This window comes from Bradyrhizobium sp. HKCCYLRH3061 (assembly GCF_051168015.1).
Taxonomy (GTDB): domain Bacteria; phylum Pseudomonadota; class Alphaproteobacteria; order Rhizobiales; family Xanthobacteraceae; genus Bradyrhizobium.
Genome location: NZ_JBNPUE010000013.1, coordinates 1 through 23,094 on the forward strand (window position 1 = coordinate 1; position 23,094 = coordinate 23,094).

24 protein-coding genes are annotated in these 23,094 nt (G+C 65.8%); 11 read left to right on the forward strand and 13 right to left on the reverse strand.

The genetic code is table 11. The features are described 5' to 3' along the window. Window positions 1–153 precede the first annotated feature (153 nt). The 7 genes from ACQR2C_RS20740 to pqqA all read right to left on the reverse strand — a co-directional run bounded on the left by ACQR2C_RS20740 (window position 154) and on the right by pqqA (window position 5,664). A complete protein-coding gene (locus ACQR2C_RS20740; protein ID WP_434881997.1) occupies window positions 154–822 on the reverse strand; it encodes a hypothetical protein in 669 nt (222 codons plus the stop codon). 151 nt (window positions 823–973) lie between these two features. Beyond that, complete coding sequence (gene pip, locus ACQR2C_RS20745) at window positions 974–1,963, reverse strand: prolyl aminopeptidase (RefSeq protein WP_315805803.1); 990 nt, start codon at window positions 1,961–1,963, stop codon at window positions 974–976. Continuing rightward, window positions 1,956–3,149: a pyrroloquinoline quinone biosynthesis protein PqqE gene (gene pqqE / locus ACQR2C_RS20750; protein WP_434881998.1), complete on the reverse strand. Its 1,194-nt coding sequence runs from the start codon at window positions 3,147–3,149 to the stop codon at window positions 1,956–1,958. Before pqqE ends, pip begins: the two co-directional genes overlap by 8 nt. Next, window positions 3,146–3,454: a pyrroloquinoline quinone biosynthesis peptide chaperone PqqD gene (gene pqqD / locus ACQR2C_RS20755; RefSeq protein ID WP_434881999.1), complete on the reverse strand. Its 309-nt coding sequence runs from the start codon at window positions 3,452–3,454 to the stop codon at window positions 3,146–3,148. Before pqqD ends, pqqE begins: the two co-directional genes overlap by 4 nt. A 208-nt stretch (window positions 3,455–3,662) precedes the next feature. Beyond that, window positions 3,663–4,418 carry a pyrroloquinoline-quinone synthase PqqC gene (gene pqqC, locus ACQR2C_RS20760; RefSeq protein WP_434882077.1) on the reverse strand — a complete coding sequence of 252 codons (756 nt, stop codon included), beginning with the start codon at window positions 4,416–4,418 and terminating at the stop codon, window positions 3,663–3,665. Between the two features lie 20 nt (window positions 4,419–4,438). Next, window positions 4,439–5,368 carry a pyrroloquinoline quinone biosynthesis protein PqqB gene (pqqB, locus tag ACQR2C_RS20765; protein WP_316217652.1) on the reverse strand — a complete coding sequence of 310 codons (930 nt, stop codon included), beginning with the start codon at window positions 5,366–5,368 and terminating at the stop codon, window positions 4,439–4,441. A gap of 215 nt (window positions 5,369–5,583) precedes the next feature. Then, window positions 5,584–5,664, reverse strand: a complete 81-nt coding sequence (gene pqqA, locus ACQR2C_RS20770) for a pyrroloquinoline quinone precursor peptide PqqA (RefSeq protein WP_012029362.1) — start codon at window positions 5,662–5,664, stop codon at window positions 5,584–5,586. 305 nt (window positions 5,665–5,969) lie between these two features. On the opposite strand from pqqA, the gene ACQR2C_RS20775 reads away from it, so the two are divergent. Further along, the gene (locus ACQR2C_RS20775; protein ID WP_172111173.1) at window positions 5,970–6,227 is read left to right on the forward strand and encodes a DUF6894 family protein; all 258 of its coding nucleotides are present in this window, start codon (window positions 5,970–5,972) and stop codon (window positions 6,225–6,227) included. A 54-nt stretch (window positions 6,228–6,281) separates the two neighbouring features. Here ACQR2C_RS20775 and ACQR2C_RS20780 read toward each other — a convergent pair whose 3' ends face one another. Continuing rightward, a complete protein-coding gene (locus ACQR2C_RS20780; protein ID WP_316217651.1) occupies window positions 6,282–6,716 on the reverse strand; it encodes a group III truncated hemoglobin in 435 nt (144 codons plus the stop codon). 218 nt (window positions 6,717–6,934) lie between these two features. Continuing rightward, window positions 6,935–8,038 carry a lactonase family protein gene (locus ACQR2C_RS20785; protein ID WP_434882000.1) on the reverse strand — a complete coding sequence of 368 codons (1,104 nt, stop codon included), beginning with the start codon at window positions 8,036–8,038 and terminating at the stop codon, window positions 6,935–6,937. A gap of 263 nt (window positions 8,039–8,301) precedes the next feature. On the opposite strand from ACQR2C_RS20785, the gene ACQR2C_RS20790 reads away from it, so the two are divergent. The 6 genes from ACQR2C_RS20790 (at window position 8,302) to ACQR2C_RS20815 (ending at window position 13,515) form a co-directional block, all read left to right on the forward strand. Beyond that, window positions 8,302–9,696 carry an amidase family protein gene (locus ACQR2C_RS20790; protein WP_434845511.1) on the forward strand — a complete coding sequence of 465 codons (1,395 nt, stop codon included), beginning with the start codon at window positions 8,302–8,304 and terminating at the stop codon, window positions 9,694–9,696. After that, window positions 9,696–10,172 carry a glutathione peroxidase gene (locus ACQR2C_RS20795; RefSeq protein WP_316217648.1) on the forward strand — a complete coding sequence of 159 codons (477 nt, stop codon included), beginning with the start codon at window positions 9,696–9,698 and terminating at the stop codon, window positions 10,170–10,172. Before ACQR2C_RS20790 ends, ACQR2C_RS20795 begins: the two co-directional genes overlap by 1 nt. Next, complete coding sequence (locus ACQR2C_RS20800; protein ID WP_009029378.1) at window positions 10,169–10,417, forward strand: DUF3297 family protein; 249 nt, start codon at window positions 10,169–10,171, stop codon at window positions 10,415–10,417. The genes ACQR2C_RS20795 and ACQR2C_RS20800 overlap by 4 nt, the downstream gene beginning before the upstream one ends. 402 nt (window positions 10,418–10,819) lie before the next feature. Beyond that, window positions 10,820–11,872, forward strand: coding sequence for a hypothetical protein (locus ACQR2C_RS20805; RefSeq protein WP_434882001.1), 1,053 nt, complete (start codon window positions 10,820–10,822; stop codon window positions 11,870–11,872). A 20-nt stretch (window positions 11,873–11,892) separates the two neighbouring features. Beyond that, a complete protein-coding gene (locus ACQR2C_RS20810; RefSeq protein ID WP_434882002.1) occupies window positions 11,893–12,660 on the forward strand; it encodes a hypothetical protein in 768 nt (255 codons plus the stop codon). Between the two features lie 444 nt (window positions 12,661–13,104). Then, complete coding sequence (locus tag ACQR2C_RS20815; RefSeq protein WP_434882078.1) at window positions 13,105–13,515, forward strand: SRPBCC family protein; 411 nt, start codon at window positions 13,105–13,107, stop codon at window positions 13,513–13,515. Between the two features lie 900 nt (window positions 13,516–14,415). Here ACQR2C_RS20815 and ACQR2C_RS20820 read toward each other — a convergent pair. Both ACQR2C_RS20820 and ACQR2C_RS20825 read right to left on the reverse strand, forming a co-directional pair. After that, entirely contained in the window at window positions 14,416–15,765 is a 1,350-nt protein-coding gene (locus ACQR2C_RS20820) for a malonyl-CoA decarboxylase (RefSeq protein ID WP_434845507.1), read from the reverse strand. Between the two features lie 126 nt (window positions 15,766–15,891). Beyond that, the gene (locus ACQR2C_RS20825) at window positions 15,892–16,698 is read right to left on the reverse strand and encodes an AraC family transcriptional regulator (protein WP_434882003.1); all 807 of its coding nucleotides are present in this window, start codon (window positions 16,696–16,698) and stop codon (window positions 15,892–15,894) included. A gap of 62 nt (window positions 16,699–16,760) precedes the next feature. Here ACQR2C_RS20825 and ACQR2C_RS20830 point away from each other — a divergent pair, with 62 nt between their 5' ends. The 4 genes from ACQR2C_RS20830 to ACQR2C_RS20845 all read left to right on the forward strand — a co-directional run bounded on the left by ACQR2C_RS20830 (window position 16,761) and on the right by ACQR2C_RS20845 (window position 20,382). Continuing rightward, window positions 16,761–17,954 (forward strand): MFS transporter, encoded by a 1,194-nt coding sequence (locus tag ACQR2C_RS20830; protein ID WP_434882004.1) that lies wholly within the window; start codon window positions 16,761–16,763, stop codon window positions 17,952–17,954. Between the two features lie 161 nt (window positions 17,955–18,115). After that, on the forward strand, window positions 18,116–19,021 hold the full coding sequence (locus ACQR2C_RS20835) for a hypothetical protein (RefSeq protein WP_434882005.1): 906 nt from the start codon (window positions 18,116–18,118) through the stop codon (window positions 19,019–19,021). A gap of 164 nt (window positions 19,022–19,185) precedes the next feature. Continuing rightward, window positions 19,186–19,419, forward strand: coding sequence for a hypothetical protein (locus ACQR2C_RS20840; RefSeq protein WP_315805809.1), 234 nt, complete (start codon window positions 19,186–19,188; stop codon window positions 19,417–19,419). A 165-nt stretch (window positions 19,420–19,584) separates the two neighbouring features. Then, a complete protein-coding gene (locus tag ACQR2C_RS20845; RefSeq protein ID WP_316177785.1) occupies window positions 19,585–20,382 on the forward strand; it encodes a transporter substrate-binding domain-containing protein in 798 nt (265 codons plus the stop codon). Between the two features lie 74 nt (window positions 20,383–20,456). On the opposite strand, the gene ACQR2C_RS20850 is transcribed toward ACQR2C_RS20845, so the two are convergent. Both ACQR2C_RS20850 and ACQR2C_RS20855 read right to left on the reverse strand, forming a co-directional pair. Further along, window positions 20,457–21,251, reverse strand: a complete 795-nt coding sequence (locus ACQR2C_RS20850) for a substrate-binding domain-containing protein (RefSeq protein ID WP_434882006.1) — start codon at window positions 21,249–21,251, stop codon at window positions 20,457–20,459. A gap of 157 nt (window positions 21,252–21,408) precedes the next feature. Continuing rightward, window positions 21,409–22,896, reverse strand: a complete 1,488-nt coding sequence (locus tag ACQR2C_RS20855; RefSeq protein WP_434882007.1) for a flavin-containing monooxygenase — start codon at window positions 22,894–22,896, stop codon at window positions 21,409–21,411. Window positions 22,897–23,094 lie beyond the last annotated feature (198 nt).

A 23,094-nucleotide genomic window follows, 5' to 3' on the forward strand; every position in this document is an offset into this window, starting at 1 on the left:
CCAAAAACCCACAACAGTTGAGCCTCGCAATATGCGGAAGCTGAACCGGACAGCCGTGGGCTTGACCCGGGCATCCACCTTTCCAAGATTTCCGAAGAGGATGGATGGCCGGGTCAAGCCCCGGCCATGACGGCGAGGAATCAGACTGGCCAACTAACGCGGCGCAATATCAGCGCGGCTGAGGTCCCACATCAGGCGATAGATCCCGGCGGAAATCTGCGTCGCCAGCGGGCCGTCGACAGCCGCGAAACGCGTCGTCATCAAGGTCGCGATGGCGTGGCTGTCGGTGCCGTCGATCAGGATGAACCAGTCGGCGTCGCGCGAGCTCGCTGGAACGCCAGCGGCAGGGCCGGACAGATCGGCATCGCCTTCGAGCAGGTGCATCGAGATCACGCCCTTGAGGTCGTACGGGTCAAGCTCGATCTGCAATGCCTCGCGCAACGCCTTGTCCTGCTCCGGCTTCGGGCGCAGCCGGATGATGCCGAGCACGGCGCCGCGGCCGGCCCCTTTCGAGATCGTGATGCGTGCGACGCTGCGGATCATATTCTTGAACCGCGCCATCACCGCCTTCGACCATTCTGTCGGCGACTCCAGCCGGGCGCGATAGGCCGGACTGTCGAGCACGCCGATCGTCTCGGCGGAGTACAGGCACAGATATTTCGGGCTGCCCTGCTCGGCGACATAGCGTCGCGCCTCGATGAAGCCGGGAATGGCGACGCGCTCTTCGAGATGCTCGCTGTCGTACCAATGGTTGAAATCCGCTTCATGCTCGGCATCGATGTTCATCGACGTCAACAGCATGCCTTTCCCGGCGATGGGCATCTCGAGCCTCCTGGTGCGTGTGGCTGATCCTCATGCTGAGGAGGCCGCCAAAGGCGGCCGTGTCGAAGCATGAGGCCCGAAGCGTCGCGGGCCTCATGCTTCGACACGGCGCTGGCGCGCCTCCTCAGCATGAGGGGAATGAGTGATGTGTTTAAGGCGCTGTCGTGCGCGTCGCCAGATCGCAGATGGCTTTCATGACCGCATCGCGGATGCCGGGGTCATAAAGATTGTGACCTGCGGCTTCGACGACACGGATTTCGGCGTCGCGCCAGATGTCCGCGAGCCTTGCCGAGGTGGAGGGCGGACAGAGCAGGTCGTAGCGGCCCTGCACGATGATTCCGGGAATTCCGCTGAGCCTGCTCGCATCACGCAGCAACTGGTCTTTCGCCATGAAGCTGTCCTGAGAGAAGTAATGCGCCTCCATGAACGGCGTCGCCGGCAGCGCGCTGCCGGAGCGGATGGCGAGCCGATCCAGATGGGCGCGCGCCGGTTTGATCTCGGACAGCGCCCGCTCGGTGTCGTGCCAGGCGCGCGCGGCCGGACCGTGGATCGCCGGATCGGGATCGAGGATGCGGCGGAAATAGGCCTCGCAGGGGTTGGCGCGCTCGTTCTCCGGCAGCATCTCCAGGAAGTCGCGATGCAGGGCAGGGTGAAAGCGCGCCAGCGTCTCGCCGAACGCCGTCTCCACCTCCGCGCGCGTGCCGAGAAAGGTCGCGCGCAGCACCAGGCCGCTCACGCGCGCGGGATGCGCCTGGGCGTAGGCCAGCGCCAAGGTCGCGCCCCAGGAGCCGCCGGCGACGATCCATTTCTCAAAGCCGAATTTCGTGCGGATCGCCTCCATGTCGGCGATCAAATCGTGCAGAGTGTTGTTATCGCGGCTGCGCGCGGGACGCGAGCGGCCGGCGCCGCGCTGGTCGAACAGCACGGCGTGGAAGCGCTCGGGATCGAACAGCCGGCGGTGATCCGGCTGGCAGCCGGAGCCGGGTCCACCGTGCAGGTAGACGGCGGGTAGGCCGCCGACTCGCCCGGCGCTCTCGACATAGATCTGATGGCCGCCAGAGACGTCGAGCCATTCCGACGTCAGCGGCGCGAACGGATCGCTGCGGCGCGCGGAGGCGCGGCCGGCTTCGGCGTCAGGCATCATTGCTCTCAGGCGTGCCGCCGGCGAAGTTGCGATACAGGAAGCGGTCCTGGCCGGAGGCGGCATCGCGCTCGGCCTGCTTGAAGATGCTCTCGTGCAGCGGCGACAGCGTGCAGGCCGGATCGGTGTTGGCGGCGTCGCCGGTCAGCGCAAAGGCCTGGCAGCGGCAGCCGCCGAAATCGATCTCGCGGAACTCGCAGGATTTGCACGGCTCCTTCATCCAGCCGGTGCCGCGATAGCGGTTGAAGGCCTCCGAGTTCTGCCAGATCCAGGCGATCGAATGGTTCGAGCGCACCGACATGAAGTCGAGCCCGGTGATGCTCTCGGCGGCGTGGCACGGCAGGATCTTGCCCGACGGCGAGATGTTGAAGAACTGCCGGCCCCAGCCGCCCATGCACTTCTTCGGCCGCAGCGCGTAGTAGTCCGGGACGACGTAGTCGATGGTCAGCGTGCCCTTCAGCCGCTCGCGCGCCTCTTCGACCAGGCGGTCGGTCTCTTCGAGCTGCTGATAGGTCGGCATCAGGCTGGCGCGGTTCTTCAGCGCCCAGCCGTAATATTGCACGTTGGCGACCTCGAGCCGATCGGCATCGAGATCGACCGCCATCTGGATGATGTCGGGCAGCTGATGCAGGTTCTGCCGGTGCATCACGGCGTTCACCGTCAGCGGCAGGTCGAGCTCGCGGGTCCAGCGCGCCACCTCGAGCTTCTTGGCGTGGCCGCCCTTGTAGCCGCCGACGCGGTCGGCGACATCAGGCTCATTGCCCTGGAAGCTGATCTGGACATGGGACAGCCCGGCATCGGCCAGCTCCTTCAGCCGCTCGCGCGTCAGCAGCACGGCCGAGGTGATCAGGTTGGTGTAGAGTCCGACGTCGTTGGCATGCTGCACCAGTTCGACTAGGTCCTTGCGCGCCGTCGGCTCGCCGCCGGAGAAGTGGATCTGCAGCACGCCGATCTCGGCGAGCTCGGACAGCACCTTCTTCCACTCTGCCGTGGTCAATTCCTGGCCGGCGCGGTCGAGCTCCAGCGGGTTGGAGCAATAGGGGCATTGCAGCGGACAGCGATGCGTGAGCTCGGCCAGCACGGCGAGCGGAATGCCGAAGGTTTCGGCCACGGAGCCGCGCCGCTCCAGCACGGCGAGGCCGTCATTGCTGTCGCTGGGCGGTGAGGTGTCGGTCAGCTCGGTCATGATGTCGTCTCCCGAACCTCGGTCAGGAATCCCTTGTCGGCGAGATCCTGCAGCATGGCGACGACGTCGATCGCGATCACGTCACGCGGCGCGGCGTATTTCGCCGCCATCTCGTCGATGATCCCGGCGACGCTGCGCGTACCGTCGCATAGCTTGAGCACCTCGACCGCGATCTCGTCCGGCGCCAGCACCCGTTCGGGGGCGAGGATCACCCAGACCTGGCGCGTCTCGTCGAACTTCAACTTCGTATGCCGCGGCAGCACCACGCGGCTGGTCTCGGTGACTTGGATGTGACGCGGGGCCATGGTGGGGTTCTCTAACGCGTGAAGTCGTTAAGTGGCGCAGCGGCTGCGCAGCGCACGGTGCGACTCCCCTCCCCCTTGCGGGGAGGGGTGGGGGGTGGGGGTCTCCGGAAAGATTGCCCGTGTGGACCCCCCACCCCAACCCTCCCCCGCAAGGGGGGAGGGGGCGCACCTGTCGCAGGGCGAGAGCTTTGCCTCGTAGCAGGCACCACTATCCCTCCTTCGGCACAAACGCACCCGGCGGAATGTGCCCCTCGACATACGCGTGATACAGCGCGTCGAGCTGCACCCACAGCACGTTGGTCTTGAAGATCAGCGCGTTGCAGACCGCGGCGCGCTGCTCCGGCGTGGTGGCGTGCTCCTTGACGTAATGCAGCGCGAAATTGGCATCGCGCGGCGCCTGGGTGAGACGCCGCTTGAAGTAGCTCATGGTGTCGTTGTTGACGAAATCGTAGTGCTCGAGCATGCCCGAGATGCGCTCTTCATGGATGCTCGGCGCGAACAATTCGGTCAGCGACGAGGCGATCGCCTCCAGCGGCGAGCGATCGCGGCAGAAATGCACATAGGCTTCGACCGCAAAGCGCGTGGCCGGCAGGATGCCTTCGGTGGATTCCACGTAGGCGGTGTCGAGGCCGAGGCCTTCGGTCAGCTTGATCCAGCGCTCGATGCCGCCCTCGCTGCCGACATCGCCATCATGATCCTCGATGCGGTGGCGCCATTCCAGCCGCGTGGCGCGGTCGCGGAAGCGCGTCATCACCATCGCATCCTTCAGCGGGATCGTCGACTGGTAGTAGTAGCGGTTCAGCGCCCAGGCCTGCACCTGGCCCTTGTTGAGCTTGCCGCCGTGCAGCAGCTTATGAAACGGGTGGTGGTTGTGATAGCGCGTCGCGCCGATATGGCGCAGCGCCGCTTCCAATTCGCCTGCACTGTTCAGCGTTACGCCGCTGCCGATCGACAGCGCCGTCATTCCGCTCAGATTGACCTCACTCACAGTACGATCTCCATCCCTTCAGCGGGGATTTCCCATCCCTCGCGCTCCAACGTTTGCCGCTCGGGTGAGGCGTGCAGCCACGCCGGATTGGAGTTGTTGATGTGCAGGAAGACCTTCCTGCCGATCGCGAGGTCCGCCAGCTGCTTGATCGCACCGCTTTCTCCGGACATCGCGATATGCCCCATGCTCTGCCCGGTCTTGTTGCCGAGTCCGGCCTGGATCATCTCGTCGTCGCGCCACACCGTGCCGTCGAACAGCACCAAGGGCGCGCCCCTCAATCTCGTTCTCAGATCATCGTCCACGCCGGCACAGGCGGCGATGACGTAGCAATATTGCCCGCCTTCGAGATCGGCGATCTTCAGGCCCAGCGTGTCGCCGGTCGAGGAGCTGCCGCCGGGATGCTGCTTGTCGCGCAGATACCACGCGCTCGTTCCCGAGACGGCGAAGGCCGTGATCTCCAGGCCCGAGGGCCTGCCGTCCTGCAGCAGCGGCCGGAACGGCACGTCGATCACGATCGGCACGCGCTTGACGGTCTCGTCCTTCAGCACATCGAAGATGTTGTTCGAGCGGAGGATCGCAAGCACCTTGGGGTGCGCATGGATCGAAAATGGCGAGCTCTCGCGCATCGACAGCAGGCCGGTCACCGCATCGATCTCGCCATTGGTCAGGATCACGCCGGCGATCGGACTGTGGCGCAGGGCGCCTGGCTTCGGATGCAGCTGCGGCGTGCGGGTGACCTGCTGACGCAGATCGGGCGAGGCGTTGATCAGGAACCAATTGGCGCCATCGGCGCTGACCGCAACCGAGGCCTGACTGTTGCTGATCTCGGGATGTGAGGTGCGCGCGGCACGACACACGGCGCAGCCGCAATTCCACTGCGGCACTCCACCGCCCGCGGCGGCGCCCAGGACGACGAGGCGAAGCATGAGCCGTCTCCTGGAATTCAGCTGTGGTGGCGCACGCGATTACCAGCGGCAGGATCACCGACGGACAGGCTGACCGACGGTCAGGATCGCCCGCAGGGAAGGTGACGAGGGTGGGACATCCGACCAGCGCACGGGCTGGCACATACGCGGTCGCTGATCCCCACCCTCAAGCGTCGACGTCCTGATCGCCGAGACCTGGACGTCACACCCGCGAATTATTTGCGGGCCGCGCAGGCGTACATGTTGATTTCCATGCCGACCGGCACTTCAACGATCTTCGGTGCTTTCCAGGCCATTGTCCTCTCCTTCAAGACGGGACGGTTATCGTCCTCAGCAATAAACTACCGTGCTACGAAAAGTTCGCCAGTGGAATCTTTTTGTTTGAGCCTCTCAGGCCTGTTTATTGCAGTGCGAAGTTGCAGATGCGAGTTGCTGCCGTTTTCGTCGGATTGAGCCGTGAAAACAACGAATTCGTGATCGATGGCTTCGCAACGCCGTACAATTCAGCCCCTAGCTTGAGGGGCTGAGCTGGCCGGATAAAGCAGTCGTGAGATGTTCGAGACTTCAAAACCCCAGCGCGCGACCCCATTGGAAGCTGATGATGCCTAGATATTTCTTCAACACACGGATCGGCGAGGAACTGGTCTCCGACACCGACGGCGAGGTGCTGCGCAATCCCGACCGCGCCTGGGAAGTCGCGCGCGACATGATCAAGGAACTGCTGCGCACCGAAGGTGGCAACGCGGCGCTGATGACGGCCGTCATCGAGGTCACCGACGAGGACGGCGAGATCGTGCTCGAGTTCCCGTTCTCCGAAGCGATCTTCAACATGCCGGCGCAGTCGATGACGCGCCATTGAGCGCAGGACGGCCGCATCGCCGCTTCCCGAACGCCCGCGTGCGTGCGGCCGAGGTCAGACCGAATGGCGCGGGCGCGCGATGTCGCCGCGCGTGCTGGCGATGCCCATCTCGAAACTGTCGGCGATGCGGCGGGCGCGGACGATGAAGAGCTCCGCGAGCTCGGGCGCGAACAGGTCCTTCGCCGTCGTCTCGAACAGCCGCAGCCAGCGGTCGAAATGGCCGCCTTGCAACTCCAGCAGCAGATGCGGCCGCATCGGCGCGCCGCTGTAGCGGCCCGTCTTCAGGAACATCGACGACCAGAAATCGCTGATCCTGCCGATATGTTCGTCCCAATCCTCCACCGTACGGTTGAAGATCGGGCCGATCAGCTCGTCCTCCCGTGCGCGGCCGTAGAAGGTCTCGACCAGCAGGCGGATCGAGGCGTCGTCGAGTTCCGGATGTTGAACGGCGAGGGGATGGCGGTCGGGCTGGGCGGCAGGCATGGTCATGGCGTTGGATATAGGCACTCGCAGCGCCGATGGAAACGCCGGAGCCATCCGGGCCTCATGGTTCGAGACGCCCGCCCCCGGCGGCCTCCTCACCATGAGGGGAGGCATCACAACGCGCGGAAGAATTCCTGCGGCACCCTCAGCCCCTCATCCTGAGGAGCCCGCCGGAGGCGGGCGTCTCGAAGGATGGCCGCAACAGCGGTGTTGCAGCCCGCCGGTCACGGCAGGCTGACGAACTCCACCCAGTTCGGCTTCTTGCCGACCGCGTACGACTTCGTCTTCTCCAGCACGCCGCTGGCCGGGTCGATCCGATACACCGTCATCCCGTTCGACACTTCGCCGACGGCGGCGAGGTAGCGCCCGGCGGGATCGATGGCGAAGCCGCGTGGCTGGGTCTCGGTCGGCACGCTGCCGATCGGGCTCAGGCGCCCGTTGGCCGCATCGACCTTGAAGCCGGCAATCGTGTTCGAGCCGCGCTCCGAGGCGTAGAGGAACTTGCCATCCGGCGTCACGTGCAGATCGGCCGCCCAGGGCTTGCCCGTGAAGCCCGGGGGCAGGGCGGTGGTGCGCTGCTGCTCGCTCCAGCTGCCATGGTCGGCGTCATAGACATAGACCGCGAGATCGGCGTTGAGCTCGTGCAGAAGGTAGATGAACTTGCCGTTCGGGTGGAAGATGAAGTGCCGCGGCCCCGATTTCTCCGGCGTCTTCACCGTCAGCGCCTCCTTGGGCGTCAGCGTGCCCGTCGCGGCGTCGAAGGCGAAGCCGAGCACCTGGTCGGAACCGAGATTGGTCGCGAACACGAAGCGGTTGTCGGGCGAGGGCAGGAAGGCGTGCGCGTTCAGCCCGGTCGGGATCACCTGGCCCGGCGCGGCGACCACGCCGTTGGGCTGGACCGGATTCACCGCCACCTTGTTGCCGCCATAGGAGGCGCTGAACAGCACCTTGCCGGTGCGGTCGAAGGCGATGTTGGCCATGCTGTCGGCGAGCGGGCCGTTGCCGATGTGGCTGAGCCGGCCGGTCTTGGCGTCGATCGCGAAGCTCTCCGCGAGGTAGGGCTGCGACCGCACGCCGGCGATCAGCACCCGCTTGTCCGGGCTGACCGTAAGCGGGGTCGACGAGCCCGGCTTCTCCACGCCGACGAACGCCGCCGTCTGCACCGGGGCCATCTCGCCGGAGGCGGCGTCGAACTTGAACACGCTGATGTCGTTGCTGTCGGCGTTGCCGACATAGACGTAGGTCTCGGCCTGGCCGGCGCGCGGCGCCAGCGTTGCTGCAGCGGCGAGAACGAAGGTTGCGGCCATGATGGTGCCCGGTCTGATCATCTGTTTCCCCCTTTGTGATGTTGTTGCTTCAGCTCTTAAAGTCGAATGTGAAGCTTGACCAAGCCTGATTCCGGATCGATCGATGCAGGTTGGGTATCGATCGTTCGGGCGTCTCGAAGGACGGCCGCGGGCACGGCTGCTCTGCAACATGAGCGTGAGACGCAGGCCAGCGGGACCGCGCTTGTGCATGGCCACCTCGCCTGGCGCGGCTTTCTCCGTGCTCTCCGTCGCGCTAAGAACGCGAGACCACCACGGAGCTCCCCATGACCGATCTCTGGCGCCTGCCGGCTGCCGATCTTGCCGCCCTCATCAAGTCGAAACAGGTCTCCGCCCGCGAGGCCGCGACATCCGCGCTGGCGCGGCTCGATGCGGTGAACCCCGCGATCAACGCCGTGATCGATCACCGTCCAGACGAGGTTCTGAAACAGGCCGACGCCATCGACGCCCGGCTGGCGAACGGCGAGGACCCCGGGCCGCTCGCCGGCGTGCCAGTGACGATCAAGGTCAATGTCGACCAGACAGGCTTCGCCACCACCAACGGCCTCAATCTGCAGAAGGACGCGATCGCCTCGGCCCACAATCCGGTCGTCAACAACTTCGTCAAGGCCGGCGCCGTGCTGCTCGGCCGCACCAACACGCCTGCGGTGTCGTATCGCTGGTTCACCAGCAACCTCATCCATGGCCACACCAGGAATCCCCGCGACCCCGGCATCACCCCGGGCGGCTCCTCCGGCGGCGCCGGCGCGGCGACCGCCGCCGGCATCGGCCATATCGGCCACGGCACCGATATCGCCGGCTCGGTGCGCTATCCCGCCTACGCCTGCGGCATCCACGGCCTGCGCCCGACGGTCGGCCGCATCCCCGCCTTCAACACCTGCCTGCCGGAGCGGCCGATCGGCCCGCAGATCAGCGCCGTCTCCGGCCCGCTCGCCCGCACGGTCAACGACGTCAGGATCGCGCTGGCGGCGATGTCGGCGCGCGACGTCCGCGACGTCTGGTGGATGCCGGTGCCGCTCGAGGGCCCTCCCTTGCCGAAGCGCGTCACGCTCTGCGTCAACCCCGACGGCCTCAACCCGGTGCCGGAAGTCGTCGCCGCGCTGCGCGATGCCGCCAGGCGGCTCGAAGCCGCCGGCTGGGCCGTCGAGGAGATCGCGGACACGCCGCCGCTGCAGGAGGCCGCGCTGCTGCAGACCCGGCTCTGGCTCGGCGACGGCTACGAGGCGCAGCTCGCCGCAGCCGAGAAGGAAGGCGATCCCGGCGCGCTGGCCTGCCTGCGCGGCGTCAGTGACAAGGTTCATCCGTTCGACCTCTCGGCGACGCTGGCCCGCCGCGCCGCGCTGACCCGGCAATGGCTCCTGTTCATGGAGCAGCATCCGCTGCTGCTGATGCCGGTCTCCGGCATGCTGCCGTTCGCCGACCAGCTCGACCGCAAGGACGAGGAGTCGTTCAGGCAGGTCTGGCATGCCCAGCTCACGCAGATCGCCATTCCCTTCTTCGGCCTGCCGGGCCTCGTGGTCTCCACTGGCATGGTCGGCCGCGTCCCCGTCGGCGTACAGCTCGTCGGCCAGCGTTTTCGCGAGGACATGTGCCTTGCCGCGGGCGAGGCCATCGAGGCCGGCGGCACGCCGCCGTCACCGATCGATCCGGTGCTGGGCTGATGGCCAGCATCTACGATTTCACCGCGACCTCGCTGAAGGGCGAGGAGGTGCCGCTGCAGCGCTTCGAGGGCCAAGTGCTCCTGATCGTCAACACCGCCAGCGCCTGCGGCTTCACGCCGCAATATCGCGGCCTGGAGGCGCTGCACCGCGCCTATGCGGACAGGGGCTTTGCCGTGCTCGGTTTTCCCTGTAACCAGTTCGGCGCCCAGGAGCCCGGCACGGCCGAGGAGATCGGCGCGTTCTGCGCCGGCAAGTACGACGTCACCTTCCCGCTGTTTGCGAAGATCGACGTCAACGGCGCCGACGCGCATCCGCTGTACAGGTTCCTGAAGGGCGAGAAGACCGGCCTGTTGGGCTCGGCGATCAAATGGAATTTCACCAAATTCCTGGTCGATCGCACCGGCCACGTGGCATCGCGCCACGCGCCGACCACCACGCCCGAGGCGCTGAAGAAAGAGATCGAGGCACTGCTGTGAGCGACAACGAGACCTTCACCTTCCCCGACCGTCTCTCGGTCGATCCGAAGAGCCCCTATTACAACGCGGAGATCCTGTCGCGCGACGTCGGCATCCGCTTCAAGGGCGCCGAGAAGACCAATGTCGAGGAATACTGCATCAGCGAAGGCTGGATCCGCGTCGCCGCGGGGAACGCCAAGGACCGCCACGGCAACCCTCTGACCATCAAGGTGCATGGGCCGGTCGAGCCGTATTTCAAGGATTGAGGATAGGGTCGAGCGCCGCCTCTTGCGCCCGTCCTCAAGTCTGAGGCATCGGCCCCTCAACGATCGTCCGCCCTCAGGATGGGGCACCCTGCCAACCCCATCGTCATGCCCGGGCTCGTCCCGGGCATCCACGCCGGCCTTCTGGGCTCGGACGTGGATGGCCGGGACAAGCCCGGCCATGACGAGTGGAGAGAGCGTGAGCCAACGAGGGCACGGCGCCCGGCGCCAAACAGCAACCCTTCACTCAAAAACATGAGCGACGCTCAGAACTTTCTTGAACGTCGCTCAAGTTCCGTTAGACTACCCCCTGTTCGCACCGGCATCCGCGTATCGCGACGCGCAACGCAATAGCGTTCGCGCGAACGCCACGGGCATGTCCGGCGCGCCCATGAGGTGACGACCATGTCCTATTCCGACCACGATCTCCGTGCTGCCGAAACTGCCGGCGCGATCGGTCCCGACGAGCTGCAGCGCCTGCTCGCCTTCCTGCACCAGCGCGTCGCAACGGCAGCGCCCCGCGCCAAATTCGATGCCGCGCATCTGCTCTGGTACGCCGGCGCCCTGATCGTGATCGGCGCGATGGGCCTGTTCTCGACGGTGGCGTTCTCGCAGCTGGGCGGCCGCGCGCTGACCGCCTGCGCGCTCGCTTACGCCGCGGCTTTCGGTCTCGCCGGCAACCACCTCTGGCGCCGCGGCCTGCGCGTCCCCGGCGGCCTGCTGATCGCCATCGCCGTGTCGATGGCGCCGCTCGCCGTCTACGGCGTGCAGGAGGAGCTCGGCTGGTGGGGCAGGTTCGGCAAGCCCGGCACGGTTCAGGACTTCTACGTCTGGATCAAGGGCAGCTGGCTGTTCATGGAGCTCGCCACCCTCGCGGCCGGCGCGATCGCGCTACGCTTCTATCGCGTGCCCTTCATCGTCGCGATCATCTCGGTCGCGCTGTGGTTCATGTCGATGGACCTCACGCCCTGGATCTTCAACGTCAGCCACATCGACTGGGAGATGCGCCGCATCGTCTCGATCTGGTTCGGCCTCGGCATTCTCAGCGTCGCCTGGATCGTCGACTACAACAGTCACAGCCGCGACTTCGGCTTCTGGCTGCACCTGTTCGGCCTGATGGCCTTCTGGGGCGGCATCAGCGCCACCGAAGGCGCGACCGAACTCGGCAAGGCGGTCTACTGTCTGCTCAACGTCGGCCTGCTCGCCATCGCCGTCATCATCGTCCGCCGCGCCTACGCCGTGTTCGGCGCCATCGGCATCACGATGTATCTCGGCCATCTTGCCGACGTCGTGTTCAAGAACTCGCTGCTATTCCCGTTCGCGCTGTCGCTGATCGGGGTCGCGGTCGTGGCGGTGGGGCTGGCGTATCACCGGAAGCAGCAGGTGATTGCGGAATGGCTGACGGCCCATCTGCCGGCGGCGGTGATGAGGTTGCGGCCGCGCAGCGAATTGGCTTGAGGCGTGCGGGGTGACTCACCATGCCTGATGTCCAAGCCTTCAAGGAGTTTCTGACGCGCAAGGCCCATTGGCTCGTCGTCCTGTCCTGGCTCATGATTCTGCCGACCGCATACTACGCTTTTGCGCTCTCGATGGTGTCGGGCTCTTGGGTCGCGCACAATTCTCTGCACCAAGACATCCCGATGGCGACGACCAGGATCTATGTCGCCTTGGCTGCGCCAGCCTTCGGTCTGATCGCAGCGATCGTCGCATCGATTGCGAATGCCGCTGGGAGGCGCCTCGCCGCATCGGTTACCGTGATCGTCTATTGGTTCACGATCTTCCTCGGCGGGCCGATCTGCGTGGCGCTCACGCCTTCTGGACCGCAATCATACGACCGGGTCGTGAGCGGACAGCATTTCCAGGTCCCCTGGCACTATCGCCCGGTGGTCGACTTCGTCGTCCCAAACGGCTTCGGATTCACTGCTTATGTGTGTCTGCATGACCCTCGACTCGGCGTCTATGATGAGGGATGCAGGGGTGCGGCAATCCAGGTGACGGTCGCTCCAGACGCTGACTCCGAAAGCCAGAATGGACTCAATCGCTGCCGGCGTTACGTATGCCGCCGCCGGCTCGTGACGCAGGGAGTCGTGATCGATTACGACACGACCGTACCCGACGATGACCCCGACAAGGAGCCGCCGAGCGCCCAGGCTTACATATCCGACTGGAATGATGTGGACCGCAGGTTATTGGCAGTTGTGTTGAGCTGGAAAGTCGAGACGTCAACGGCGAGGCCGGATCAATAGTGATCCAATATGGAGGGGTGGGGCTGGGTCCATTAATTCAAAATTCGAAATTCGGCGACAGTCGAAATTCGGTGACAGTGCACGAAACGTCAATCTTGATTAGGTCGCCGCGGGTAGTTTTGTGCACTGTCACCTAAACCCCACCGCCCAGCACCGCGAGAATGCTCCAGCCGCTGTGAATGCCTCCGGGCACGAAGTTGAGGGCAGGGAAGCCGATCGCCAGCACCAAGTAACCGAGAATGGCCGCTCCAAGTGCGCCGCCCACCACGGCTGCGACGGCAATGCATGACGCTCGTATCGCTGTTCCCACCGACGATCCTTGCAGCGGTCCCGGAGCAAAACTTATCTCACCAACTGTCGGGACTGGCCAGCCTGCATCGTCCTTCGAGCACACCTGCTGCGCACTTGCAGCGAGCCGTCAAAATCGAGCCAGGAGCAACATCCATGCGGATCACCGTCGAAACCACCGTCGCAGCCCCCATCGATCAGGTCTGGCGCGCCTATACGACGCCGGCCGACATCGTCAAATGGAACGCCGCGTCGGACGACTGGCATACGACCAAGGCGACGGTCGACCTGCGGGAAGGCGGCGCGTTCTCGTCGCGGATGGAGGCCAAGGACGGCAGCATGGGCTTCGACTTCGCCGGCACCTACACCAAGATCGTCGAGCACGAGCTGATCGTCTATGCCTTCGGCGACCGGACCGCCGAGGTGCATTTCGAACCCGGTCCTAAAGGCGTTGTGGTTCGTGTCGTCTTCGATGCCGAAACGACCCATTCAGTCGAGCAGCAGCAGGGCGGCTGGCAGGCGATTCTCGACAGCTTTGCGCGCCACGTGGAAGCGAAGGCGTCGTGAGGGGCGCGGGCTGGGAAGGGGCCGAATGCGCGTCGTGAGCGGAATCCGAGTCTTTCCGCTTGACATTTTCCGAAAATCAGCAATGATGTGCGCATCCTGCCTCATCGCAGAGGGGCGTACGCGTCGTCACGAACGTCGGGGCAGGGATGCGGTGGCTGTGAGGATGTCGGCAGACGACCGGCGTCCTTGCGGACGGAGAAGTCGTGTGGTCCTGGCCTCTCGACGCTGAGGTCAAGTCTGCGTTGTTGCTTGACGGCACGCGCGGGCGATGGGGGCAAAAGAGCCCGATCCCCAGGGAGAGCACGAAGGACACCGTGAAAACCATCGCGCAGGGAAGGCCGGAATGCACCGGTCGTACCTGTGGTTCCTGCCCCGTGCATTTTTCTCGCACGGGGGCCATGGGTGTGGCCAGCACCCGGTCTTCCCTGCGCCCTCTGTTTTGATCGGAGGGACATGCTTCGCAGCAACTTGGGCGCCATGCGCCGCGAGGATGTTGGCGCACGTCCCCAAGCTGTTTGAGATGTGAAAGCGGTTTTCCCACAGCGTCGTCCCGGCGAACGCCGGGACCCATACGCCGCGGCGGATGTTGGGCGCGAGCAGGTCATGACGAGCCTGCCTCAAACGGCTGCCGGTGGTTATGGGTCCCGGCGTTCGCCGGGACGACAGCGGTGTTTGAGGCGTGAGCACGCCATCTCACCACGCGTCATTGCGAGCGCAGCGACGTGTCCGCCGAAGCCCGGCGGGCGTAGGCGGAAGCAATCCAGGGCGACGCGCGAGACTCTGGATTGCTTCGGCGCAAGGGCGCCTCGCAATGACGGAGTTTGGAGTGGGCGGCGTGCCTCGAGCCAATGGGCTTCAAGACGCCAACAGCGGACGCGATCGAACGCGTCCGTGCAATCCCTACGACGACAACCTCATATCCAGCAGCCGCCGGCCTTCGCCGCGCAGCAGCTTCTTCACCGCGCTGGAGGCGACGACCTCGCCGTCATTGGCATAGGCTTCGTGGTTCTTCTCGATGTCCTCGAGGCGGTACAGGTAGTTCACCATCACGGTCGCCGACTCGCGCTGGCCCTTGGAGGAGAGGTCGCCGAGCCAGTTGATGCGCTCGAGTCTGGCGCCATTGCCGAGATGGAAGCGGGCGACGGGATCGATCACCTTGCCCTTCGACGTGCGCGCTTTGAGGAAGTAGTGCGCGGCGAGCGGCTCGATCACCGGGCGCAGCTCGGCGGTCATTTCGGCATCCTCGACCCAGCGCGGCTCGTTCAGCAGCTTGAGCACGTTGCGATCCTCTTCGGTCGCATCGGGGGTCGACTTCAGCCAGTTCATGAAGCCGGGCACCGGCGACAGCGTGACGAAGGTGTCGAGCTTCGGCAGCTCGCGGCGGAGCTCCTCGACCACCTGCTTGATCAGGAAGTTGCCGAACGAGATGCCGCCGAGGCCACGCTGGGTGTTGGAGATCGAATAGAACACGGCGGTGCGGGCGCGGTCGGCGGGCACCGGCGGACGGTCGACCGCGAGCAGCGGCGCGATGGCGCCGGGGATGGTCTCGGTCAGCGCGATCTCGACGAAGATCAAGGGCGCGTCGGGCATCGCCGGATGGAAGAAGGCGTAGCAGCGGCGATCGACCGGATCGATGCGGCGGCGCAGGTCGTCCCAGTCGTGGATCTCGTGCACCGCCTCGTAGCGGATGATCTGCTCCAGAATGTTCGCCGGCGTCGACCAGTCGATCTTACGCAGCACGAGAAACCCCCTGTTGAACCATGAGCTCAAGAGATGCACGACGTCGCGATCGAGCGCGGCGAGTTCCGGATTGCCCTTGATGAGATCCAGGAGATCGGTGCGCATCGCCACCAGTTCGGGCGTGCCGCCCGGCGCGCGGTTGAGCCGGCGGATCAGCTCCTGCCGCCGCGGCTCCGAGGCGAAATGCAGCGCGCTCGCGCCTTCGTCCGACGGCGCCGCGCGCCAGTCGTCGATCGCCTTGGCGAGCCTGGCCTTGTCGGGCCCGAAATCATGCACCAGCGCGGTGAAGAACGCCTTGCGGCCCTCGGGGTCGAGATCGTGATAGCCGTCGAGCACGTCGCGGGCCATCGCCGTGCCCGAGGCCTCGCCGGCGCCGGACACCAGCGCCTCGCACAGCTCGGCCAAGCTTTTCGCATCATGCTTGTCGGTAGGGGTGCCGCCGCCGCGCAGCAGCGTCCGGCCTCGCTCGGAAATTGTGGTGATCAGGTCGGTGAAAAAGGCATTGGCCATCTGATGTCAGTCGAATCCCGGAGCGTGATGAGGGCGATGTTACATGGATTTATGGCAAAGCTGGCGACATTCAAACATAACAAATCGTCAACGCCGCCGTCGCGGCGTGCATATGCGGCCGGCGTGTCATGCACCTGTCTGCTCCGCGAATTCGGTCGGAGTGCGGCCGGTGACCTGTCTGAAGGCATGCGAAAACGCCGGCACGCTGGCATAGCCGAGATCGGCGGCGAGCTGCTTGACGGAGAGCTGACGGTCGGTGGACAGCCGCTCGATCGCGGCGGCGATCCGGACGCGCTGGCACCACGCCTTGAAGCTCAGCCGCGTCTCCGCCGCGAACAGCCGCGACAGAGTGCGGGCCGAGCTGCCGACCTTGCCCGCCAGGGTCGCCAGATCCTCCTCACTCGCGGGAGAGGCGAGGACGAGCTGGGCGGCGCGGCGTGCGCGCGGATCCTGCGGCAGAGGGATGAAGGTCGAGGAATCCTCCGCCCGGCGCAATTCGAGCAGCGCGAGCCGCACCAGCAACGCGGTGCGCGCACGGTCGCCGTCGGCGGCGAACAGCGCCAGGATCGCCTGGTGCAGCAGCGGCGAGACCTGCACCACGAACTCGCGGTCGAGCCGCACGCCCCGCGTCTCCCGCGTCAGCCAGTCCTGCTCGAAATACAGCGTGCGCATCTGGCTGTCGGCCAGCATGTCGATGGCATGGCCGTGACGCGCCGGAACCCAGACGGCGCGGTCCGGCGGCACCAGCCAGCGTCCACGCGGCGTCGTCACCTGCATCGTGCCGCGCGAGGCGTAGATCAACTGGGACTCGCGGTGCATGTGCGGATCGAGCCGGGCGCCCTTGTGATAGAGGCGCGCGATCAGGTGGACGCCGGGCTCGGTGGTCACCCGGTCGGCGCCGAGCGGCTTCAATGGCGTGTCCACGATGGTCATTGGCGGCTTCTCGTTGGTCGCGTCGACTATAACCGATCTGTCAGGAATCGAGGACAGCTCCCATGAACAGCCCCCGCCGCGTCATCGGCTTCGTCAACGCGGCCCATTTCATCGACCACTATGCGATGCTGATCTTCGCAGCTGCGGTCATCATCATGGGCCCCGCGCTCGGCATGGCCTATGCGGACCTGCTGCCCTATGCGACGCCGGGATTCATCGCCTTCGGCGCCGGCTCGCTCCTGACCGGCTGGCTCGGCGACCGCTGGAGCCGGCGGCACATGATGCTGATCTTCTACATCGGCATCGGGCTGTCGATGATCTCGGTCGGCCTGGTGCAGACGCCGTGGCAGCTCGGCGCGGCGCTGCTCGCGATCGGCCTGTTCGCCTCGATCTATCATCCGGTGGGAACCGCGATGCTGGTGTCCTATGCCGACCGGCTCGGCCGCGACATGGGGCTGAACGGCGTGTTCGGCAATCTCGGCGTCGCCTCGTCGGCGCTGGTGACCGGCGTGGTCGGGCAATATCTCGGCTGGCGCTTCGCCTTCATCGTGCCCGGCGTGATCACGGTCGGCATCGGCGTGGTGTTCGCGCTGGCGGTCGCGCATGAGGACCGCCGCGGATCGAAGCAGGCGGCGGCGCAGGCCCGGGTCGCGCGTGATCAGATGTGGCGCGTGGTGCTGGCGCTGCTGCTGGTGGTGATCGCGATCTCGACGACGTTCAACGCGATCACCGTGGCGCTGCCAAAGCTGTTTGCGGAGCGGCTGGCGGGGCTGACGCAGAGCCCGGCGCTGCTCGGTGTGATCGCCGCCGGCGTCTACGTGTTCGGCGCCATGACGCAGTACACGATCGGGCGGCTGCTCGACCGCCACGCGCTGAAGACGATCGCGCTGCCGCTGTCGCTGGTGCTGGCGCCGCTGCTGTATCTCGCCGCCGATGCGCGCGACTGGGCGCTGATCGTGGCCTCGATCGGCATCGTCATGGGCGCGTTCGGGCAGGTTACGGTGAACGACGCCATGGTCGGCAAGTACACCGCTGAGGAGTGGCGCTCGCGCGCCTATGCGGTGCGCTATTTCATCGGCTTCACCGCGGCCGGCGCCTCGGTCGGCCTGGTTGCCTGGCTATATGAGCGCGGCGGCTTCGTCACCATGCTGCAGGCTTTCGCCGCGCTCTGCCTGGTCGCGGTCCTCGCCGCGCTGATCCTGCCGCCGGAGCTTCCGGCGGCGCAGCCGGCGCTGCGGGAGGCGCCGGCGGAGTGAATATGCGATCCACCCAAATTTTCCCAATTGCCAGGCCTGCGCCGCCGGCGCAGCCTTGGCCGATATGCGCGTGCTGATACTGACGAGACCCGATTGGCCACCCTGCGGGCGACTGCGGTGGCGACAAGAGATTGAAGCACGATACCATTGAGGATCCGCCGATGATCAATTGCTTCAAGAGACTGCTGGTGCTCGGGATGGCCGCAGCGGCCGGCCTCGTAGCAACGCAGGCGCTGGCGCAGAGCGATGCGCAGCGCAACGCGATCAAGTCGGCATGCCGGTCGGACTACATGTCGAAATGCGCCAGCGTGCCGCCCGGCGGCGCGGCGGCCTTCCAATGCCTGCAGAAGAACATCGCGGGCCTGTCCTCAGCTTGCCAGACGGCGGTCAAGGCGCTCGAGCCCGCGGCAGAGGCAAGGCCTCCGGCAGACGCCAAGCCTGTCGTGGAGGCCAAGCCGGCTTCGGCGCCACCGGCCGCGAGCGGGCCGGTCGCCGCCGAGGCGAGCAAGCCTTCCGTCGAACCTTTAAAGGCTGCGGCGCAGCCGGCCGCGTCCGTCCCGGCCGCGCCTGCCCAGTTGGCCACGGCTGCGGCCAAGCCGGCTGCGGCGGCGCCTGCGGGCAAGCCGAGCGAGGCCCAGGTGGCCGCGATCCGAAGTGCCTGCGGCGCTGATTACCGCAAGGTCTGCAGCAGCGTGCCGCCGGGCGGCGCGGCGGCGCTGCAGTGCCTGGAGCAGAACAAGGTGAGAGTGTCCGGCCCCTGCGCTCAGGCGATGGCGTCTTCGAGCGGCGGCGTCACGCCGAGCGGGGCATCGACGGCGACCGCGGCTGTTGCCCGGCCCGCGGCGACAACCGCCGCTGCACCGGCGGCGCCCGCGCTGGTGTTGCGACCGCTGCGGCCGCTCGAGGAGTTGCGCATCGTGAGGGCCGCGTGCGGCGCGGACGCGCGGGCGTTGTGCAGCGGCATCGAGCCGGGCGGCGGCCGGATCGCGCAGTGCCTCGCGGCCAATGCCGGTGCGCTGACACCTGGCTGCAAGGGCATGCTCGCGCAGTTTGCGGCCAATCGCTGATGCAGGGCGGCTGTCGCCGTTCACGGTTACCACTGCAGCGCATGCGGGGATGCACAGGAGAGCGAATCCACCCAAATTGTCCCAATTGTCGGGTGGGGACGTCCCAGGCAAGGTCGCAACAGGGTGGATATTTGACCAATCAGATCATGATCAGGAGTTTGAAGATGAGCGCCATTCTTTCACGTGCCATTATTTCCACGCTGTGCGGATTGTTCATCCTGGCGGTCATGCCGTTCGTGTCGATGTCGGATGCCAACGCCGTGGTCTGCGCACGCGGCGTCGTGCGAGCCGGCTGCGCCGGTGCGGCGGGCGCCGTGGTGGTTCGCAAGCCGCCGGTGGCGGCTGCGGCGTGCCGCACGGTGATCGTCAATGGCGTCGCGGTTCGGCGCTGCGTTTAAGCGACGCTTAATTGGTTTTCGGTATCGAGTTATTTGAAACCGTAATTGCGACGCGCAAGTTTTGCGCGTCGCATGCTGCTTTGCGCAAGCGAGGTAAGCTGTATTTAACGGTGCTCCCGGCAAGGTGCGGCTCGTATCCAACTTGCAATTCGATGGGAGAGGGCCATGGCGTTTTGGCGCTGGCTGCGTGACGCAGCCCTGGCAGCTGCGGTAGTCACGTTTGCCGGCAACGCCGCCGGCGCAGCCGGCTTGAAGGAAGAAATCGCGCCGACCGGCAAGCTTCGCGTCGCCATCGCCGTCGGCGCCGCCGGCGGGGCGTTCTGGTGCGTCAAGTCGGACAGCGGCTATTCAGGCGTTCCGGTCGAACTGGGCAAGGCCATGGCCGCGCAGGTCGGTGTGCCCGTCGAATTCGTCGAGCATCCGAATTCCAATGCGATCACCGAAGATGCTGCGCGGGGCATCTGGGATGTGGCCTTCATGCCGAAGGACGCGGAGCGCGAAACCAAGGTCTCGTTCGGTCCGGTCTACGATTCGGTCGAGACCACCTTCATCGTCCGCGCCGGTCTCGACGTCGCCAACATCGCGGCGCTGGACCAGGCCGGCACCGAGGTTGCGGCCATCAACGATACGACCGTGATGCGCGGCGCCAAGGCCTTCCTGAAGAAGGCGACCGTCACCGGCTTCAAGTCCTACGAGGAAGTCTATGCGCTGCTCAGCGCGGGCGAGATCGACGCGCTCGCGCTGGCGCGCGATCAACTGAATCTCATCGCCAAGCAGATTCCCGGCACCAAGGTGCTCGCCGAGACCTTCAAGAAGACGGACACGGCGGTCGCGGTGCCGCTGAAGCATCCGCAGTCCTTGGCCTTCGTCACCAAGTTCATGACGGAGTCCAAGGCGAACGGTCTGCTCAAGAAGGCCTACGGCGCCAACAATCTGAGCGAGTCGACTTTGCTCACCCAGTAAGCGCACCGACGCTGCCTGCCGGACTCTCCCGCGCCACGGGGGGGAGCCGTCGTCTCAGCCGGGCTCCTGCGGCGTCAGTTCGGCGCCCGCCTCACGATCGGATCAAGGCCGCTTTCCGCGATCACGTGACGCGCATCCGGTGATTGCAGGAACTTGATGAGCGCCTTGCCGGCCTCCGGCTCCTTGGCGGCCGTGGCGATGCCGGCGGAGAACACGGTGATCTTCTGCAGTCCGGCCGGCAGCGGCCCGACGATGTCGATGCCCTTCACCGGCTTGAGCTCGCTGATCTGCTGAAAGCCGATCTCCGCTTCGCCCTGGGCGACGATCTCGCCGACGGGAGTGGCCGGAATCATCCGCGCCTTGCCTTTCATCTCGTCCTTGATGCCAAGCTTGTCGAACATCTCGGTGGAGACATAGACGCCGCTGGCGCTGTCCGAATAGGCGATGGTCTTGGCGGCGATCAGCATGCGTTTCACGGCTTCCGCGTTCGAAATATCGGGATGCGGCGTCCCCGACTTGACGGCGACGCCGATCGGCGAGTTGGCGAGGTCCGCACGGCTATCCGGCGTCACCTTGCCCTTGGTGGTGAGATCGCTGAGCGCGTAGCCCACCATGATGAGCACATCGGCAGGCTCGCCGCGCTCGAGGCGAACGGGAATCGCATTCGTGGTTGTTCCCATCGATGGGCCGTACGCAATCGTGACCTTGTGACCCGAGCGCCGCTCGAACTCCGGCACCAGGGATTTGAATGCAGCGGTCATGCCGCCGGAGATCATGACGTGAACTTCTGCGGCTTGGGCCGCGGTGGTCAGGAGGAACGCGGCCGAAGCGGCGAGACCGATGGTGCGGAGATGGGTCGAGAGGATCATGGCAGGCTCCGAGGCGAACGGCTGGAGGCCGGGGCGCTTTGGATAGCCCGACTGTGCCGGGAAGGCCAGCGCCCCGCGGGGCCGGCCATCCCTCCGCAATGCGTCTCGCTCGCGGCGTCACTGTGTCTGCAGCGCGGCGAGACTGTTCGCCGCCACCTCAGCCGGCCTGATAGGCCGGCGCGGATGCGAGAAAGTCGTTATACGCGTCCGCGTCGGGCGGCGTGAACATCTCCGCCAATGGATTGCGCCGTCGGCGCCGAGCGCCGATGTCGGCAAGCAGTTCGTCGAAATGCTTGAAGTGATAGGGCGCGACGCAAAGTCCGCCATACACGCCGGCGGCGGGGCGCTCGATCCGCTTGAAATGCAGCATCATCTCGATGTTGTCGCGCATCTCGCGCTCGCTCGGTTGATGCGCCAGCTGTTTGTCGGCGTAGCGCACCAGCCAGTTGGCGGCCATGTCCGCACAGAGCACGGTGCAGAAGCTCGAATTGAAGCCGACGAATCCCATCTCGGGAAGATCGGGATTGGCGATCAGCCGATAGAGCCGGTACTGCCCGTCCGGATCGACCAGTCTGGCGCGGTCGGCATCCGACAGGAATGGGACTCCGAGCTTGTAGCCGATGGCGAGGATCGCGACGTCGGCCGGAATCCGTTCACCGCCGCTGGTCACGATGGTGTTCGGCTCGTAGTGGTCGAAGGTGCCGTAGACCGCCTTGATCTGGCCGTCTGCGACCATCGGGAAGAAGTCGGGCGTGGCGATCGGGACGGAGCAGTTCACGCCGTCCTCGATCCTGCCCTTCGGCACCATGTTGCATTTGGCGAGCTTCAACTGCGTCTTGAGCACGCTCTCCAGGCCGCGCCAATTGGCCCAGACGAGCGGCTTGGCCAGCAGATGGGCAACGCGCGCGAGCGGACCGATGCCCCAGCTTGCGAACATCTGCTCCTGGGCACGGATATAGAGGATGCGCTTGAAGTTGATCAGACCGCCGACGAAGTAGGGAATGCGCCACACCGCTTCGCGAAGCACGATCGTGACCGAGCGCGCGCCGGCGCGTACGGCGTTGACTGCGATGTCGGTTGCCGATTTCGAGCCGCCGAGGACCACCACGTCGCGCCCCTTCGTGAGCGCGGCATTGTTGTATTTCGAGGAATGCAGGATCAAGCCGCCGGCGGCCGCGAACTGATCTTCGCCGCCAAGCGACAACGTCTGCGGCTCGTTGAACTGACCGGTGCAGACGGCGACGAAATCGAAATCCTCCCGGCTCGTTCGGTCTCCGGTTTTGAGGTCGAGGCTCCATCCAGGCTTGCCGTCACTGCGGCGCTGCATCGCAAGCACGGTCGTGTTCAACCGCATCAGGCGGACGAGGTCGTGGGATTTCGCGTAGTCGGCAAGATACGCATAGACCTGCGGTCCCTTCGGCCATTCGGGGTAGTGATCCGGCATCGCCTTGTCGGTGTAGCGATAGAGCTCCTTGGGGCTCTGCGTCTGCACGTCGGGATAGGACCGCGCGGGCTCCCAGACGCCACCGAGATCGGCGCTCCGCTCGACGATGGTGACGTCGTGCCCGCGGGCGGTGAATGCTTTGGCTGCAGCCAGGCCGGAGACGCCGGCGCCGATCACACAGACATTCTTTCGGCTGATCATGGGACCTCCTTGTTGTCGAGCGCGCAGCCGCGTTCGGGCGGCATTCGCCCGCCGCGCTGCAGAAGCCCGCGAGAGTTCGATGGTGACGAAGGTCGCTCGGCGCGACCGAGACGTGCGATGCCGACGGATGGGTCGGCATCGAAATCAGGGCGAGAAGGATCTCGCCGGTCGCATCTCGTCCGAGCGCAGCGGCTGCTC

Coding starts and splice junctions, on each gene's coding strand:
- pqqB (WP_316217652.1), bottom strand. CDS start 5,368: ATGCTTCGCCTCGTCGTCCTGGGCGCCGCCGCGGGCGGTGGAGTGCCG.
- ACQR2C_RS20815 (WP_434882078.1), top strand. CDS start 13,105: ATGCGGATCACCGTCGAAACCACCGTCGCAGCCCCCATCGATCAGGTC.
- ACQR2C_RS20795 (WP_316217648.1), top strand. CDS start 9,696: ATGGCCAGCATCTACGATTTCACCGCGACCTCGCTGAAGGGCGAGGAG.
- ACQR2C_RS20830 (WP_434882004.1), top strand. CDS start 16,761: ATGAACAGCCCCCGCCGCGTCATCGGCTTCGTCAACGCGGCCCATTTC.
- pqqA (WP_012029362.1), bottom strand. CDS start 5,664: ATGGCCTGGAAAGCACCGAAGATCGTTGAAGTGCCGGTCGGCATGGAA.
- ACQR2C_RS20855 (WP_434882007.1), bottom strand. CDS start 22,896: ATGATCAGCCGAAAGAATGTCTGTGTGATCGGCGCCGGCGTCTCCGGC.
- ACQR2C_RS20785 (WP_434882000.1), bottom strand. CDS start 8,038: ATGATCAGACCGGGCACCATCATGGCCGCAACCTTCGTTCTCGCCGCT.
- ACQR2C_RS20820 (WP_434845507.1), bottom strand. CDS start 15,765: ATGGCCAATGCCTTTTTCACCGACCTGATCACCACAATTTCCGAGCGA.
- ACQR2C_RS20780 (WP_316217651.1), bottom strand. CDS start 6,716: ATGACCATGCCTGCCGCCCAGCCCGACCGCCATCCCCTCGCCGTTCAA.
- ACQR2C_RS20835 (WP_434882005.1), top strand. CDS start 18,116: ATGATCAATTGCTTCAAGAGACTGCTGGTGCTCGGGATGGCCGCAGCG.
- pqqD (WP_434881999.1), bottom strand. CDS start 3,454: ATGGCCCCGCGTCACATCCAAGTCACCGAGACCAGCCGCGTGGTGCTG.
- ACQR2C_RS20840 (WP_315805809.1), top strand. CDS start 19,186: ATGAGCGCCATTCTTTCACGTGCCATTATTTCCACGCTGTGCGGATTG.
- pip (WP_315805803.1), bottom strand. CDS start 1,963: ATGCCTGACGCCGAAGCCGGCCGCGCCTCCGCGCGCCGCAGCGATCCG.
- ACQR2C_RS20845 (WP_316177785.1), top strand. CDS start 19,585: ATGGCGTTTTGGCGCTGGCTGCGTGACGCAGCCCTGGCAGCTGCGGTA.
- pqqE (WP_434881998.1), bottom strand. CDS start 3,149: ATGACCGAGCTGACCGACACCTCACCGCCCAGCGACAGCAATGACGGC.
- ACQR2C_RS20805 (WP_434882001.1), top strand. CDS start 10,820: ATGTCCTATTCCGACCACGATCTCCGTGCTGCCGAAACTGCCGGCGCG.
- pqqC (WP_434882077.1), bottom strand. CDS start 4,418: ATGACGGCGCTGTCGATCGGCAGCGGCGTAACGCTGAACAGTGCAGGC.
- ACQR2C_RS20825 (WP_434882003.1), bottom strand. CDS start 16,698: ATGACCATCGTGGACACGCCATTGAAGCCGCTCGGCGCCGACCGGGTG.
- ACQR2C_RS20740 (WP_434881997.1), bottom strand. CDS start 822: ATGCCCATCGCCGGGAAAGGCATGCTGTTGACGTCGATGAACATCGAT.
- ACQR2C_RS20850 (WP_434882006.1), bottom strand. CDS start 21,251: ATGATCCTCTCGACCCATCTCCGCACCATCGGTCTCGCCGCTTCGGCC.
- ACQR2C_RS20775 (WP_172111173.1), top strand. CDS start 5,970: ATGCCTAGATATTTCTTCAACACACGGATCGGCGAGGAACTGGTCTCC.
- ACQR2C_RS20790 (WP_434845511.1), top strand. CDS start 8,302: ATGACCGATCTCTGGCGCCTGCCGGCTGCCGATCTTGCCGCCCTCATC.
- ACQR2C_RS20810 (WP_434882002.1), top strand. CDS start 11,893: ATGCCTGATGTCCAAGCCTTCAAGGAGTTTCTGACGCGCAAGGCCCAT.